This is a genomic window from Teredinibacter turnerae T7901 (assembly GCF_000023025.1).
Classification (GTDB): domain Bacteria; phylum Pseudomonadota; class Gammaproteobacteria; order Pseudomonadales; family Cellvibrionaceae; genus Teredinibacter; species Teredinibacter turnerae_B.
Window position 1 is genome coordinate 3,006,955 of sequence record NC_012997.1, and the last position, 15,252, is coordinate 3,022,206.

At 53.2% G+C, this 15,252-nt stretch carries 11 protein-coding genes; all 11 read right to left on the reverse strand.

All coding sequences use genetic code 11. From position 1 onward, the window contains the following. Positions 1–10: 10 nt before the first annotated feature. Positions 11–433: a hotdog fold thioesterase gene (locus TERTU_RS12025; protein ID WP_015818945.1), complete on the reverse strand. Its 423-nt coding sequence runs from the start codon at positions 431–433 to the stop codon at positions 11–13. Further along, positions 430–1,818 (reverse strand): AMP-binding protein, encoded by a 1,389-nt coding sequence (locus TERTU_RS12030; RefSeq protein WP_015818436.1) that lies wholly within the window; start codon positions 1,816–1,818, stop codon positions 430–432. Before TERTU_RS12030 ends, TERTU_RS12025 begins: the two co-directional genes overlap by 4 nt. Further along, a complete protein-coding gene (gene menC, locus TERTU_RS12035) occupies positions 1,815–2,786 on the reverse strand; it encodes an o-succinylbenzoate synthase (protein WP_015818031.1) in 972 nt (323 codons plus the stop codon). The genes TERTU_RS12030 and menC overlap by 4 nt, the downstream gene beginning before the upstream one ends. Next, on the reverse strand, positions 2,786–3,634 hold the full coding sequence (menB, locus tag TERTU_RS12040; protein ID WP_015817459.1) for a 1,4-dihydroxy-2-naphthoyl-CoA synthase: 849 nt from the start codon (positions 3,632–3,634) through the stop codon (positions 2,786–2,788). Before menB ends, menC begins: the two co-directional genes overlap by 1 nt. A 6-nt stretch (positions 3,635–3,640) precedes the next feature. Further along, positions 3,641–4,393 carry an alpha/beta fold hydrolase gene (locus TERTU_RS12045; protein ID WP_015820802.1) on the reverse strand — a complete coding sequence of 251 codons (753 nt, stop codon included), beginning with the start codon at positions 4,391–4,393 and terminating at the stop codon, positions 3,641–3,643. After that, positions 4,378–6,072, reverse strand: coding sequence for a 2-succinyl-5-enolpyruvyl-6-hydroxy-3-cyclohexene-1-carboxylic-acid synthase (gene menD / locus TERTU_RS12050; RefSeq protein WP_015820187.1), 1,695 nt, complete (start codon positions 6,070–6,072; stop codon positions 4,378–4,380). Before menD ends, TERTU_RS12045 begins: the two co-directional genes overlap by 16 nt. Beyond that, positions 6,062–7,450, reverse strand: a complete 1,389-nt coding sequence (locus tag TERTU_RS12055) for an isochorismate synthase (RefSeq protein ID WP_015819873.1) — start codon at positions 7,448–7,450, stop codon at positions 6,062–6,064. Before TERTU_RS12055 ends, menD begins: the two co-directional genes overlap by 11 nt. Before the next feature lie 288 nt (positions 7,451–7,738). After that, a complete protein-coding gene (gene fbp / locus TERTU_RS12060; RefSeq protein WP_015820258.1) occupies positions 7,739–8,746 on the reverse strand; it encodes a class 1 fructose-bisphosphatase in 1,008 nt (335 codons plus the stop codon). 307 nt (positions 8,747–9,053) lie between these two features. Next, a complete protein-coding gene (locus TERTU_RS12065) occupies positions 9,054–11,648 on the reverse strand; it encodes an esterase-like activity of phytase family protein (protein ID WP_015819835.1) in 2,595 nt (864 codons plus the stop codon). Positions 11,649–11,780: 132 nt separating this feature from the next. Beyond that, positions 11,781–12,671 (reverse strand): protease HtpX, encoded by an 891-nt coding sequence (htpX, locus tag TERTU_RS12070; RefSeq protein WP_420834827.1) that lies wholly within the window; start codon positions 12,669–12,671, stop codon positions 11,781–11,783. Positions 12,672–12,963: 292 nt separating this feature from the next. Next, entirely contained in the window at positions 12,964–15,219 is a 2,256-nt protein-coding gene (locus TERTU_RS12075) for a VWA domain-containing protein (RefSeq protein WP_019602857.1), read from the reverse strand. Between the last annotated feature and the right edge of the window lie 33 nt (positions 15,220–15,252).

The following is a 15,252-nucleotide window of genomic DNA, read 5'->3' on the forward strand; positions in this document are numbered from 1 at the left end:
CGGTTCGCGCTCAAGGCTGCGGACGAATCGCCGCAGTCAGCCGCGAAATGCAGATTAGCTCGTCATTATCGTCAGTAATACGAATGTCCCATACCTGCATGCTCGAGCCAATCCGCAGTGGGCTTGCGACTCCCGTAACGGTTCCAGAGCGCACCGACCGCAGATGGTTCGCGTTTATCTCGGCACCAAAGCTCACCATGCCCTCCTCTGCCGCTAAATGCGCGGCAATGCTCCCCAGCGTTTCCGCGAGAACAACCGACGCGCCACCGTGCAGGTACCCTAAAGGCTGGCGCGTATGATCTGCGACCGGCATGGTCGCTGAAATCGTACTGTCGCCAATGGCAGTAACCTCTATGCCCAGATGGCTCACCAAAGTATTAGCGCCAAATTTATTAATCTGTTCCAGGGTGGCGGGTTTTTTCCAAATACTCATAAGTTTGTGTCCAAGGATCGTGCATGGATTTTTAGCGCATCGCGCTGGATTTTTAAGCCGCGCTGGGTCGGCAACCGCGCGAAACATCGCGGCACCAGATAACCGGGCAATACTTGCTTGAGCCTCGCTACCCAATCACGCTGAAGAGCCTGGGTGAGTTCCCCCTCGGCCAGATCGACAAACGCTAGTGGCACTTCCCCAAACTCCCGGTGGGGAACAGGCACCACAACGGCGATACTAACCGAAGGCAGGCTAACCAGATGGCGTTCAATTTCTTCCGGCTGAATATTCTTGCCGCCACTAATAAACTGGTTATCGAGACGCCCCAGAATGCGTATGCACCCTCCACGCCACACCCCCAGATCCCGCGTGTGGAACCAGCCTTCGGAGTCTCGCGCAGAATCAAGTTTACCGGCGCGCCAATATCCCGCAAAAAGGGTCTCGCCACGCACGCGAATTTCGCCATTCTCCGCCAACTGTACTTCTGTCGCCCCGACAATCTGCCCCACGCCCTGGTCATCCTGGGTTACGAGCTGGGATGCGGTTTCCGATAAACCGTAGGTGACCCGAACCGGTATTCCAACTTGCCTTGCGGCCTGTAGCGTCTCCTCTGCACAGGGGCCACCGCCTAGTAGCACATGTCGCAAGTGCGGCAACATTGGCGCACGTAAACCTGGCGGGATGCCTCGCGAATCGCCGGTGTCTGTGCCAGCCAGAACGTTCAAGAGGCGCTGTAACTGGGTAGCCACCATCGAGCAGTGGGTTATCTTGTGGTTATTCAAGGTTTCCGGGGCTTCAACTCGACCTTGCATAACCAAGGATGAGCCGGTATGCAGCGCGCGTAGCACCTGAGCGAAACCACCAATATGGTAAAGCGGTAAACTCAACAGAGTGCGCGAGTGCGGGGTCATCGCCGCCATGGCCGCGCTTGCGCGGACATTTGCCATTAAACTTTGAAATCGATGCGCTACCAGCTTGGGCTCGCCACTTGACCCTGAGGTCATGATGCCCAGAACAAGCCTGTCGCCCTGCGCCATACTACCTGCCACCGATGCTTTCGCCGCGCCATTCCCCATGTCTGGGCCCGGCAGCGGGTGCACGTCAAATGTCTCACAGATTTCGGTGAGCCGCGCTGATGGCAATGCAGCATCGATTGGAACACACATTTTGCCGCTGGCGAGCACGGTAAACATATCAACCAAGCCTTCGATGGTGCGCGTCGCGGTGACCGCTAATGCAACGGCATCGACACTTAGCACATCTGGCAGCCGTTCAGTGACGCGACAATAAAATTCGTCGTAACTGCACCGACCTTCGTCAGTTTGCAAAAACCTATGGTTCGGCGAGCGATGTGCTGTTCCCGCCAGTAACTCCAGCGGCGTCACAACAGCCGCCCGTCATAAACCAACGCATCCAGTACGGGCTGGGGTTCCTGTAGGTAGCTGAAGTACTTAAGCGTGTCTATGCCATGCGCTTCTGTGCCACCGTAGATATTCGCCAGAGCATATAAATGCCGTTGCCCGATTGGTGATTCAAAACAACTGCTGAAGATTGTTTTCACCCTGTGGCTCTGCGCCCAATCACAGAGGGACACCAGCCGCTGATGACCCAGCAATGTCGGCTTTAATATAAGGGCATGCAGCGCATCGGTGCGAACCGGTAATTGCGGATTTTGATGAAGTGTTTCGTCGAGCGCGTAAGGGATTGTGCTAAATTCCGCCCATTGCTGGTAGTGCTCCGGCACCACCAGCGGATCTTCCAGCCATTCGATCCGCTCAACGTCGACTTTGCAGCAAAGCCGGTGAATATCTTTGGCATTCCAGCGCTGATTGGCGTCGAGCCGCAACTTACCGGTGAAATCCGGCAACTCGCAAATCTGGCTGATTCGCGCGATATCTTCATCCAGAGTGAGACCGCCGACTTTAACCTTAATCACCGGGCTATTTACCAGCCGGGCCAAAGTAGCGCCAGTCAAGTCGCCAGCGGTTAACAGGGGACAAACCGCCGGCACGTTAAAATTCGCATGGCGACACTCGAACACCGCCGCTGCCAGGGTACTACTCACGGATGGCAGCAAATCCCCCTGGCACTGGGCCAGTTTATTTTCGAGTAACGCAGGGCTCAGGTACGCCACCCCATCAAAAACTGTATCCAACTCGCGTCTGGCACAAGACAGTGTTTCACTGCTATAACCGGGCAGCGGCGAGACTTCGGTCCAAAATGAGTGGGTACCTCTGCGCCATTCCAGCAGCAGCACTTCCCGATCCTGTAAACGACAGGAGGATAAAATCAGAGGCTTCGCGAACGGCAGGGAGTAGCGGTACACAGTCACCGCATCAAAAGCTTGCTCCACTAAGGCTGCCTTTTAAACCTGGAGAAGTCCGGTTGGCGCTTTTCGAGGTAAGCGTTGCGCCCCTCCTGCCCTTCCTCAGTCATGTAGAAAAGCATTGTTGCGTTGCCAGCCAGCTCCTGAATACCTGCTTGCCCATCGAGACCCGCGTTGAAAGCCGACTTAAGCACACGCAGCGCAATTGGCGATTGCACCAACATTTCCCTGGCCCACTGCACCGTTTCTTTTTCCAGCTCGGCTAAGGGCACAACAGTATTAACCAGGCCCATATTCAACGCTTGTACTGCATCGTATTGCCGACACATAAACCAGATCTCTTTGGCTTTTTTAGGGCCAATAAGGCTTGCCATGTAACTGGCACCAAAGCCGCCGTCGAACGAACCCACTTTCGGGCCCGTCTGGCCAAAACGGGCATTTTCCGCAGCGATGGTAATGTCACACACCAAGTGCAGCACATGGCCGCCACCGATGGCATAACCCGCAACCATTGCAATCACAGGCTTCGGGATTGAACGAATCTCTTTCTGCAAATCGAGCACATTCAAATGATGCGTACCGGTATCGTCCTGATAGCCAGAATCTCCCCGTACCCGCTGATCACCGCCGGAGCAGAACGCCAGGTCACCCTGCCCCGTTAGGATTACTACGCCAACCTGCTCATCGAAGCGCGCATCGCTCAGTGCTGCGCGAATTTCGCTGATGGTTTGCGGCCGAAAAGCGTTGCGAACCTCGGGTCGATTCAACGTGATCTTGGCAATACCCTCTGCTTTTTCATAGCGGATATCGCTGTACTCTTGCACGCACTGCCAGTCCAGCGCAGGAATAATTGTGCTCTTGGCTGCATCACTCATTGAATATTAATCCTCCGACAATCTTGCTAATAGATGTTGCGCAATCCACGCGGGGTTTTGAAAATGCACCGTATGGCTGATGCCGTCGGCGATCAGGTGTTCGACCCCGTCCAGCGCGGCGAGCTGCTGGCCGATTGCGGTGAACTTACGATCTTGCTCACCACTGAAAAAGGTAATTTGCAGGCCACTGTTGGCCAGCATTTCGCGGTAATCGGGCTGCCAGCCCAAACTGAATTGAATAATCTGGGTTGCCAGATTTTTCGCATTTAACCGCTTGCGTTGCGCAATCAGTTCTTCAATTTCTGAAGCCTGTAGCCCCTTGAATACAGATTGCTGATACCAACGCCCAAGCACGACCTCTAGCGGCTCAAAGCCGAACGCTTTTGCCCAGCCAGAGTCCCACAACAGCCGCCGATAACAATCGTCTGGATTCAACAAACCAGGATGAGCACTCTCGAGAAACACACCGAGAACAGCATCCGGCTCCTTTTCCAGAAGGTACTCGATAACCGGGAGCGCCAGGCGCCCGCCCATGGAATAGCCGTAAATATAAAACTGTCGAGGCAGAGTGGCACGTAAAGGTTTAAACCAGGTAAGTACGATTTCTTCGAATAGTTGGGCGGTATTAACCGCTTGCGGCAAGGTGAGCACTCGGCAATTAACCTTGCCATTGAGCTTTTCGATAACGCCAGTAAAATCGTCGGCGTGCCCCATAAAGCCGGGAAACATCACCAACTCTGGTTTTATATTTTCAGACATTGAAGCCTCGTCATGAGCAGTTTGATCCGTTCTACGCCTGCGTCGCCATCGATTTTACATTCCAGCAATGCGTGTTCCGGAGATGATAACACTGTACCCAGAACGGCCCTGAGGCTTCCGTGTTCGGTGGCGCAAAAATACGCAAGAGAGAACTGTCTCGCTACATTTAAGAAGTCTGATTGCCCCGGAGGCATGGCAAACAGCGATTCGTACGCAGTCTGATCGCCCGCGGGCAGCATACCGAAAATTCGCCCGCCATCATTGTTCAACACAACTATTTTGATCGGTTTGCGAGCCTTGCGGAGCAAGGCAAGGCTGTTCAAGTCGTGCAGCAAACTGGTATCCCCCAGTAACACCACAACTTGACGACATGTGCCATGCGACAACGCCACAGCGCTCGCTAGTAAACCATCTATCCCACTGGCACCGCGATTGCTAAATACGGCAGGTTTTATGTCCAATTGTGGCAGCCAGGAATCCAGCATTCGGATCGCCAGCGAATTTCCCACGAATATCGCATCCTGAGTGGTCAATTCAGATGCCACGGTGCATGCAATGCTCGCCTCGTGCCACTGAACCGACAGGTTTGTCCGTACGTGTTCTGCAATAGATTCGTGGTTTTGTAAAACAACCGACTTAGCTTCCCATCGGCTGAGAGCGGGCGAAACCTGCGTGCAAAAATCCGGCAGCGGCAACGTTAAGCGGCGGGCTCGCCGCGAAGGGTCCAAATTAATCTCCCGTTCGCTGACCAGCCAGTAAGGTGCCTCGGCGCTGGCCAAAAACTGGTTCACGCGTTTACTGACAAGGCGCCCGCCAAACTGAACAATACAATCAGGATTAAACGCGGCTATAAATTGCGGGTTTAACAGGCTCACGTCTAACAGATGCAGTTGGTTGTCAAAGCCACTGAAGCGAAACTGACTGTTAATATCCGCGAAAACCAAGCCATCAGCCCTTGCTAACCAAGGCGCCAGCATCGCCGCTTGCTGGGGAAGCAAACCGCCGAGCACAAACAGGGTTCTCCGACTCGATTCCAAGTGCTGATTTAACTCTCGTATCAGGTCGTCTTGTGACGTCGCTGCCGGGATATCTGCGCGGTCATCAACACCCGAGGTAGCGGTTGCACTCGGGTGATCATTTTCCGGGTAGAGGGGTTCGTCGAACTGACAATTAAAGTGGATTGGGCGAAAAGCGGATTTTACCGTAACCAGCGCTTTTTGTTGCTGGCGCAGCATTTCCTGAGAATGGGGCAAAGTAAAATTATGGCTGTGTATTACGTGGTTTTGAAACAGGTGCTTCTGATCGATCGCCTGATTTGCGCCACAGTGTATCAAGTAGTCTGGCCTGTCTGCTGTCAGTAACACCAGCGGGACACAACTCTCCCAGGCTTCAATGACGGCAGGGTAAAGGTTAGCAACCGCAGTTCCTGATGTCGTGATCACCACCACAGGTTTGCCGCGCGACCGGCTGAGGCTCATCGCGAAAAAGCCGAGGCCGCGTTCATCGAAATGCGTGTGTATTGCAACTTGGGGGTCGCGTTGGGCCAGCTCATTCAGCGCCATTGCTAGGGGCGCGCTACGGCTGCCTGGGGCTAGACAAAAATCCGTCACCCCGCTTGCACGCAAAGACTCCAGCAGAGCCTTGGCCCACACCACATTGTTGATAGAACTAGTGTGCATGGGGCAATAACGTATCCAACATGACCTGGAGTTTGCTTTCCAGCTCCCGCCACTCTCCAACCGGGTTCGAACCGCGAACGATACCAACGCCGGAATACAGCCACACTTTATCGCCCCGCGCCAAACCAGACCGGATTGCCACGCTGAATTCCGCGTGCTCGGCACCAATAACTCCCGCAACGCCACTGTACCAACCGCGCTGAAAATGCTCGTGGTCGCGAATAAACGCCTTGGCTTGCGCACTGGGGTACCCACATATGGCGGGTGTCGGGTGCAAACTGGAAAATAGCTGACCGATAGACACATCCGGCCGCAAAATTGCGGATACCTTCTGGTAGCTGTGTTGGATATGGCGAAGCTTGACTACACCTACATCGCTCACGGGTGATAGCTGCAAAGCCAGAGGACAAAGGGCCGAGTGGATGGCGTCCGCCACCAGCTGATGCTCATGAACCAGTTTACGGCTTTGAATCAATCGACTTTCGAGCGCCGCATCTTCATCGCCATCCAAACCTCGCCTAACCGTTCCAGCCAATGCTTCGGTAACCAGTTGATGACCTTTCTGTTTGAAAAGCCGCTCGGGCGAGCAGCCAAAAAAATGATCCTTGCCCGAGGTAAGGGCGAAGAGATAACCAGGGTTATGTTGCCGATCCAACTGCGCCAGCGCAGCGAATGGGTCCGCTGGCGCGGTTAGACACAATTCGACTTCGCGGGCGAGGACAACTTTCTTGAAGCCGCCACCGCGAATCGCCTCCAGCGCATTCATAACGAGTTCTCGCCATTCGCGCAGCGAAATTGTATCCCGTCGCGCGACGAGTGCTGGTAACCGAGACCCTGCAAGCGATGGAATCGCGCTTATCTCGCCTACCAACTGATCAATAGCCTCCAGTCGCGTTTGCCATTGCGCGTAGCTCTCCGCGTACATATTTATGGCGACTTCACAAAAGCCGTTCGTCTCACGTAACTCAACCAGGGGCAATACGAAACACGCGGCTGGAAACTCCTGCCAACGTCCCACCCCCGTATTGCCAGCGAAAGAGCAACCACCAAGCCAGCAGGCATCGGATCCGGCAACCAGTTGCTGGGCCTGATCCAGAATCGCAGCGGTTTGCTCCGCGTTGTTTGTTGACAATCGACGGCTGTGGCCAAAGCCCACCAGGGTAAATTTGTTATCACGTGTGGCAAAAATCTGGCGTTCGCTCTCCCGGCAAGCGGCCGCGATTTCAAGCGGCGTGTTATCCAACTCTACTGGCAACGACACCCGCAATAATCGCTGGGCGCAATACTTTTCACCGCGCAAACGCTCACGAAGCTCAGCTAGAACTTCGAGTAGCCCGCTAGGGGTTCCAGAGGTTGATACAGTCGACTGAACACTCATGAAATGGCAGCAAAGACAAAGAAACAATCAAGGCGCGGGGCAAGAAAAATTGATCAGATATCCAATAGCAGATACCTAATCGCAGCTATAAACCTACCCTCAAAACCGCTAAGGCCCATGATCCCCCAGGGGCCAATCACGACTGCAGCGCCCCTTAACAGGGGGCGCTTGCCCGTGTAATTGCTGTAGCTTATCACCCATTGTGTGTAAACGGGTGACATTCATCAAATCTATATTCGCAAACTGCGATACGTCAAAAGGAAGCAGAATACACCGCAGTCAACCCGCTTATTTCTCGCTCAGAAACTCACAGGCTTTGTCTACCATACGGCTGGAACCGATAATCAGGGGGCTGCGCTGGTGAAGCTCACTAGGAACTATATCGAGAACAGGTTGATTGACACCCGCAAGCGCTTTGCCGCCCGCCTGTTCGGCGAGAAAAGCCATAGGGTTGCACTCATACAATAAGCGCAATTTACCCGAGGGATAGGTGCTGGACGTGGGGTAGAGGTAAATCCCACCTTTAATGAGATTGCGGTGAAAATCCGATACCAATGATCCAATATACCGCGATGTGTAGGGCCGCCCACTCGGCTTGTCTTCCTCCTGGCAAAATTTGATGTATTTCTTTATGCCACTGGGAAAGTGCACATAATTTCCCTCGTTAACAGAGTAGATGTTACCCTCTGGCGGACACCGCATATTTTCATGGGACAAACAAAATACGCCTAGCGACGGGTCGTACGTAAACCCGTTAACACCGTCACCGGTGGAATACACCAACATGGTTGAGGACCCATAAACAATGTAACCCGCGGCCACTTGCGCGCGACCAGGTTGCAGGAAATCTTCAAGTGTAACTGGCCCGCCGGTTTTGGATATCCGCCGGTAAATAGAAAATATAGTGCCAACGGAAACATTCACATCGATGTTCGAAGAGCCATCCAGTGGGTCAATCAAAACCACGTACTTCCCTTGTAAACTGCGCTGCCCATCAAACGCGACGAAGGAGTCCTCCTCTTCAGACGCCAGGCCACAGACAACGCCCCTGGCTGAGAGTGCCGCTTTGAATTTTTCGTTCGCGTAAACATCCAGCTTTTGCTGCGCTTCGCCTTGGATATTATCGCCACCCGCTGCACCACGAATATCCGCTAAACCCGCTTTGTTAACTTCGCGATGAACAATTTTCCCAGCCAGCCGGATTGATGAAAAGAGGGCTGACAGCTCACCTGTCGCCGTTGGATATTGATTCTGATGGTCGACTATAAACTCGCCGAGCGTTTTGGTTATTTCCACAAGACGTCCCCTTGTTGATGACCGCCAATTCACAGCATGGCATTAGATATTATTCACTACTCTTTACAGATTGCTCCCTGCTACTTGCTACTTGCTACTTGCGCACAGCACACTGCAAGTTGCATGCTTTGGCAGTGGCCCTGCCACCCGATGCGTATTCCGAACATCATTCTAAGCTGTGATAGCGGCTCGCGGCATAGATAACATGAATAGCGAACAAGCGGCCCTAGAGAAAAGCATAAGCGCCAACGAAAAAAGCCGGCTGCTTTCGCGACCGGCTTTCGAGAGCATCATTTATCTATGCCGATTAAAAATGGTTCAGGATGCTCCCCAGATTAATCAACTGGGTTTCACCGCTGTTATCGTCGACACCGTCATTGTCATTGATGATATAAACATCACCATTGGCCATGACAGCAGATCCTTCGATTTTTTCGGGAATAAGACCACCCGTTGCGGTCAGGTCACCCGCCGCGACCAGATCTCGCACCAGCGTTTTAGTGATTGTGCTATCAGCCACAGGTGCCGACAGGTCAACTTTGTATAGACGCTTGATTGCGGCATCCGGCCCGCCTTGGTTGTCGCGCTCAACGAGCAGGAACTCGCCATTACCGAGACTGCTGATATCCGACAAGCCAACCCAACCTTTGTTTTGCGATTCGCGCGCATCCAACGGGTAGAACACGAAGCTCCATGAGTCTGCATCAATATCGTAAATACCGATTCGTGGATTGGCATCCGCACCCCAGGCACGCTGCATGGCGACGTAGAGTTTACCGTTGTACTCTGCAACGCCCTCAAAACCGAAACGCACCTGATTGGCATTAACCGACGCAGGGAGTGTCACTACTTTTTCGATCACACCAGCGGCCGTCGTCTTAAACAGGAAGTTCAAAGATTCAATAGGGCGATCGTCGGTTTCGGTTACGGTGCCAGCCCCCTCTGACGCCACCCAGAAACCACCATCCGCAGCAACGGTAATTCCCTCTGGGTCGATGTTAACAGTGCCATTACCGTTTATCATCGCCGCCAGATCTTGTGCGTCAAAGCTATCAGCGTCTGCATCATTACCCGAGGTGGTGAACGCCGCGAACACGCCGTTGCTATCCACAATGTGCGTTTCACCCATCAGGACTGCGGGTTTCTGGCTTACGTCCAAAGTAAAGATGCGGTTGCTCGCGTAAAAACTGTCTTCTATCGCATAAAGAAGCGACTCGTTGCTTGGGTCTGCCGCCAGTCCTGACATTGCACTCCAGGGAATGGGTGTGCCGTCAAAGCGGTCAGCCGATTGTACGGTTGGATAAGACGCAGGCAAGCTGTTGTACTGATAGATATTTACCACCGAGCGAATTTTATCGTCCCGTGAGTCTTCCTCGCTGGCGACAACTAACAGATTACGCGATGGGATTGCCAAGCCGCCTTCCGGCGCAACACCGGCGGGCAGTACCTGCTTGAACACGGGCGCTGTCGGATTAGCAACGTCGTAGACGAACACCATGCTGGAGCGCTCAGAGTTAACGAATAGATAGCGGTCGCTGCCAAAAATACCCAATTCAATATTTTCAGGCTCGTTACCTTTATTTTCAGAGCGCGCATCTGGATACTGACCAAAACGCACGGCCATATGGTCCAGCGTGGAACCTGAATTCCAAACAACGTCGCCCTGTAAATTGAATACAGTGAAACCTCGGCTGCCACCGTCCATATCGCCTTCATCCGCGGTCGCGAAATACTCAGCGTTAATCCAGGTCACGCCATCCGGCTCGCGTGGAACGTCAGCCAGCGAACCGCTCAGATCGATAACCGCAGGCTCCTCTTCAACAACATCAATCATTGAAAGATCGACGGTACCGGCCGAGAAATCATTAACGACGGTGGCCGTCGCCAGGTCGATCAATGCAATATGATTATTTTCCTGCAGGGTAACAACCGCCATATTGGCAGCGTTAATGTCTACATACTCAGGCTCTGGATCCGCCGGGAACAGTGTCGCCACGCCTTCCAGGTTTACCGCTGTCAGTGACCAGTTAGCTGGATCAGCGTCAGCAATGTTGACAGAGAAAAAACCACCGGCAGGTAACTGAGGTGGTTTGCCGTCGCCTAAGTCTTCATCTCGCTCGTTCTCAATGACCACACCCGCGAAGGCTTTGTCCGGGCTGACTGCGATGGAATCTGGTTGTCCACCAAGATCCATGGTACGAACCAAGGTTTGGGTTGCGATATTGATCACTTGTAAAGAGCCGCCAACATTGACGTAATCAGCAGACTCGTTTACCGCAACCAGCGCGTAGTCACCTTTCACCGCGACAGATGTTGGTTCGCCACTCAGTTTTAAGGTTCCTGCAGCCACAGGCATCGCCGGGTTCGTAATATCAACAAAACCAATCGACTCGTTGGGGCTATCGGTATAAACCAGAGTCATACCATCGCTACTGGCGGCAACGATTTCTGCCGCAGTGGCGGTATCGTCATCACAGGAAGGATCAATTTGAGAACAAACCGGAAAACTGGCGATTCGATTGAAATTTTTCGCAGAGTTAATCGCTGTTGGGGTGCAGTTGTAGCTTGTGTCAGTGATTTCAGATGCGGCCAACACACCGTCACCGTTAGCGTCCAGGCCACCGTCGATACGAACGCCGCCTTTGAAGCACATATCGTCGCCAGCGCTTAAGTTGGTGAATGCGACCAGGCTATTGAGGCCGTTCGTACCATTACTGCCGTTAGTGCCGTTGGTACCATTTGTTCCGTCAGTACCATTCGTGCCGTTAGTACCGTTCGTGCCGTTAGTACCATTGACACCATTAGTGCCATCTACACCGTCCTTGCCGTCATCGCCCGAGCACGCGCTCAGGCCGATAACCGCAGACAACGCCAGCATTTTAAAAAGGCTAGTTTTATCCATCGCTCTCTGTCTCTTTTATGGTTTGATTGAGAGCGCTATAAGTACGTTACAACAGTGACAGCAAAATTACCCTTCCATGACAGAAAAATGTTAATTAAATGACAGCACGCGCTCGTCAGCGCGTGCATCCGGCTAGAGCGCCTGCAGTACGCGGATTCGCTCTGCCAACGGTGGATGCGTAGCAAATGCCGCCATTAGTTTACTTGAGAAGCCAGAAGTAATACCAAATGCCGTTAATGTATCCGGCATTTGGTTGGGGACCTGCTGTTGAGTCTCGGCCTGCAGGCGTCGTAACGCATCGATCATCGCCGCAGGGCTCACCAGAGTCGCACCCGCGTAGTCGGCACGAAATTCCCTTTTTCGCGAAAACCAGGCGACAATCATGTTGGCTAAAAACGCCAAAATTATCTCTGCGACAAAGGTCGCAATGTAGTAGCCAAGACCATGGCCACGCTCGGTTTTGAACACCACCCGATCTACCGTGTGGCCAATAATCCGGGCAAAGAACATAACGAAAGTATTAACTACCCCTTGCACCAATGCCAGGGTCACCATATCACCATTGGCGACGTGACCGATTTCATGGCCCAGGACCGCGCGGATTTCCTGTTGCGAGAATCGATCAAGCATACCCTGGCTAACCGCCACCAGCGCAGCATTTTTGTTCCGACCGGTAGCAAATGCATTGGCTTGCTGGGCCGGGAACACACCGACTTCCGGCATATCGATCCCGGCTTTCTGAGCGAGCTCGGCGACAGTCTCCACCAACCAGTGTTCCTGCGGTGTCGACGGCCGTTCTATTACCTCAGTGCCTGTCGACCGTTTCGCCATCCACTTGGAAATAAACAGCGAAACCAGAGAGCCGCTAAAACCAAAAACGGCACAGAAAATCAGCAGAGAGGTCAAATTCAGGCCTGCGCCTGACTCATCCAAATAGGAGCCCACTCCCAGAATATTCAATGTGAGACTTGCGATAATAACGACAGCCAGGTTGGTTAATAAAAACAAACCGATTCGAAACACAAACGCCTCCAGCACACGGCAATCCGGAGCAAGATCCGGATCGTTAGTCAAAAAATAAGAAAAGTCCGCTACAGGGACACTGCAACCAGGCGCTAAGACGCAAGCCCTGAAACTCAGGCCCCGAAACCCAGGCCCTGCAACCTAGTTGGATATGGTCATCGAACTTGAAATTACAAGTGGTCGCCCTACCCAAAGTCGATGAATGCTATACGTCATGATTGTGCCGATCCTGGAAGGCTGGAAGAACAGTCACAATGGGTGAATTAGCCAGTCTTTTCTACGCGAGGCATTGTCAGATTTTATCCGGATCATCGTCGGACTCGTCGTCCATGTCATCCATACTGTCCATACCGCCATCGTCGTCATCACCGCTCGAGTCCAGATCGTCAATGAGTGTGGAGATGGCTTCATCCAGTTCGTCCTCGGCCAGATCCAGTCCCTGAGCTTTCAGCATTTCAGCGACCATGTCGTCGTCTTCAGCCTCCTCAGCAGCACCACCGTCAGGATCGCTCATTGCATCCAGATCGTCGAGATCATCGGCTTGCGGTTCTTCTGGCATCTCAAGGTCATCAGAAATATCTTGCTCTTCAACCTCCATGGGCGCCGGAATCGGCTCGGGCTCAGGAGCCGATAGAACTGGCTCCAGGTCTTCCATAGGAGGCTCTTCTTCCAGTTCCGGTTCCGGTTCCGCCTCGACTTCTGGCGCGGCGACTTTTTCGTCGGCGTACTCCTCCATGATCTTGTCGTTGCTACCCATTATTTTGCGGAACGCGAAAAATCCGAGCGCAAAAATGACCAGGTTACCCAGCCCCAGGATGGTATAAAGTAACCACGGCGGAATGGATTCTGCCGATTCGCCGGTATCTCCAGAGGCAGCATCGCCGCCCTCACCTTCCTCCTCGGGCGCTGGAGAAGGCTCTTGCGATGGCTCCGGGCTGGCTTCCGGTGGAAAAAATGGTGCCTTCTCTTCGCTGAACCCCGCGCCCGCCGCATAAATAAAATCCACTGGAGCTAGGGTGACCTCAAATGGTTTACCTGCGTTATTGAATCCCTTGGTTTTTACTGTCGCGGTATACTTGCCTTCTTTTTCCGGCAGCAAAATAGCTTGCCAGGTATCTGCCTCAGTCGGGTTGAGTGGACGAATTTTTTTGCGGCCATCGGGTGTTTCTATGGTAGCGGCAACTTGGGTGCGCGGAATATCGATATCCTGACTGTAGGAATTTACCACCAGGACATATTCGTTCTTGCCCTCGATAGTCATTTGTTTCACTTCGGCACCGAACGGCTGGCGCACGTGGAACTGGTGAGTAAACTGGCGGATAAACGTTTTGCCATCAACAATAACACTGAGCTGATAGATCCCGCTTTTCTCAAACGCAGGGAGCACTTGGGAATAAATTCCGTCCGCAGGGGGATTTTCCGCGCCGATAGGGCTTCGCCAGAATTCAGTGAGATCGAACTCATCATTACCAGCTTCCATTGCGCCTTCGATTTTCATCAGTGATAAAAACTCAGGCCGGTCTATGGTCTTTCCGTCTTCCTGCAGCATCAGCGACAGCGTTTCAACCTGACCGCCCATGACATTAATGGGAAGCGGCAGGACACGCAAATTCAAATTACTGACCACGGTAACGCGACTGTCTGGCGCCATATCGGCTTTTACGCCCCACTCGCCCTCCAAGGGCTGGTTTACCGTTATGAGATCGTAGTCCGGGCTCCGATGCCACTTAACATCAGGGTTTGATTTACTGGCTTCATACACAGTCGCATCAGGCCCAACCAGCTGCGTTTGCTCATCGGCATTTTGACGAAAAATGAGGGCGGTGAACTCCTCAACACTTGAGTCGATCACAAACTGGTTATCGGTAAGCGGCACTTGCTCGGCTGGCGCAGCGACATCGAACGCTTTCAGAAAAATACGCATCAAGTCGTCGGCAGAGTGTGCAACCTCAGCCATACCACCTGTCGCGAGCGAGATTTTGTTGAGCAGATTAGTATCGGCATTAGCAGATAGCGCGATGGTGTGCACTGTGACACCCGCCTCTTTAAGGCGGGGAATAACCTCGTCGGCGATACGCCGCCACTCGCGCTTGTTTTGTTCCGGGGACTTGTCGATGTCGACCATACCGTCGGTCAACAGAATTATGCTTTTGCGAAACTCTGCACCACCGTCTGCCCCCTCGAAGGTGGCTTTCTCGAGTGCTTCACCGATATTGGTGAAAAGGCCAACTGAATTGATTTCCGACGCTTTAGCCTGCGCCGTCGCCCGCCAGGGATCAGTGACATCCCGATGAGGAACGAGCATGTTGACCCACTTGCCGAAGGTCCACACCCCCGCTCGACTACCCTCTGGAAGAAGCTGAACCAGCAGGTCCACCGCCGGTTGACGCAGGTTGTTGGGATCGTTTCGCTTCATGCTGCCTGAGACATCAATTACCAGGCGCACGTCGGCCGGCGCTGGCGCCTGTGCTTGCGCGCCGCCTGCAAGTAAACTGAATACACATAGAAGCGAAAGAAACCCGCGAAAACGGGCAAGAATATTTGGCATGGTGTGCTGCTGCTCTGCAGAAAAATAACATCT

What these genes read in the sequence shown, in the direction of transcription:
- menB (WP_015817459.1), bottom strand. Translation starts at nt 3,634, where the DNA reads ATGAGTGATGCAGCCAAGAGCACAATTATTCCTGCGCTGGACTGGCAG.
- TERTU_RS12065 (WP_015819835.1), bottom strand. Translation starts at nt 11,648, where the DNA reads ATGGATAAAACTAGCCTTTTTAAAATGCTGGCGTTGTCTGCGGTTATC.
- TERTU_RS12045 (WP_015820802.1), bottom strand. Translation starts at nt 4,393, where the DNA reads ATGTCTGAAAATATAAAACCAGAGTTGGTGATGTTTCCCGGCTTTATG.
- TERTU_RS12075 (WP_019602857.1), bottom strand. Translation starts at nt 15,219, where the DNA reads ATGCCAAATATTCTTGCCCGTTTTCGCGGGTTTCTTTCGCTTCTATGT.
- TERTU_RS12025 (WP_015818945.1), bottom strand. Translation starts at nt 433, where the DNA reads ATGAGTATTTGGAAAAAACCCGCCACCCTGGAACAGATTAATAAATTT.
- TERTU_RS12055 (WP_015819873.1), bottom strand. Translation starts at nt 7,450, where the DNA reads ATGAGTGTTCAGTCGACTGTATCAACCTCTGGAACCCCTAGCGGGCTA.
- menD (WP_015820187.1), bottom strand. Translation starts at nt 6,072, where the DNA reads ATGCACACTAGTTCTATCAACAATGTGGTGTGGGCCAAGGCTCTGCTG.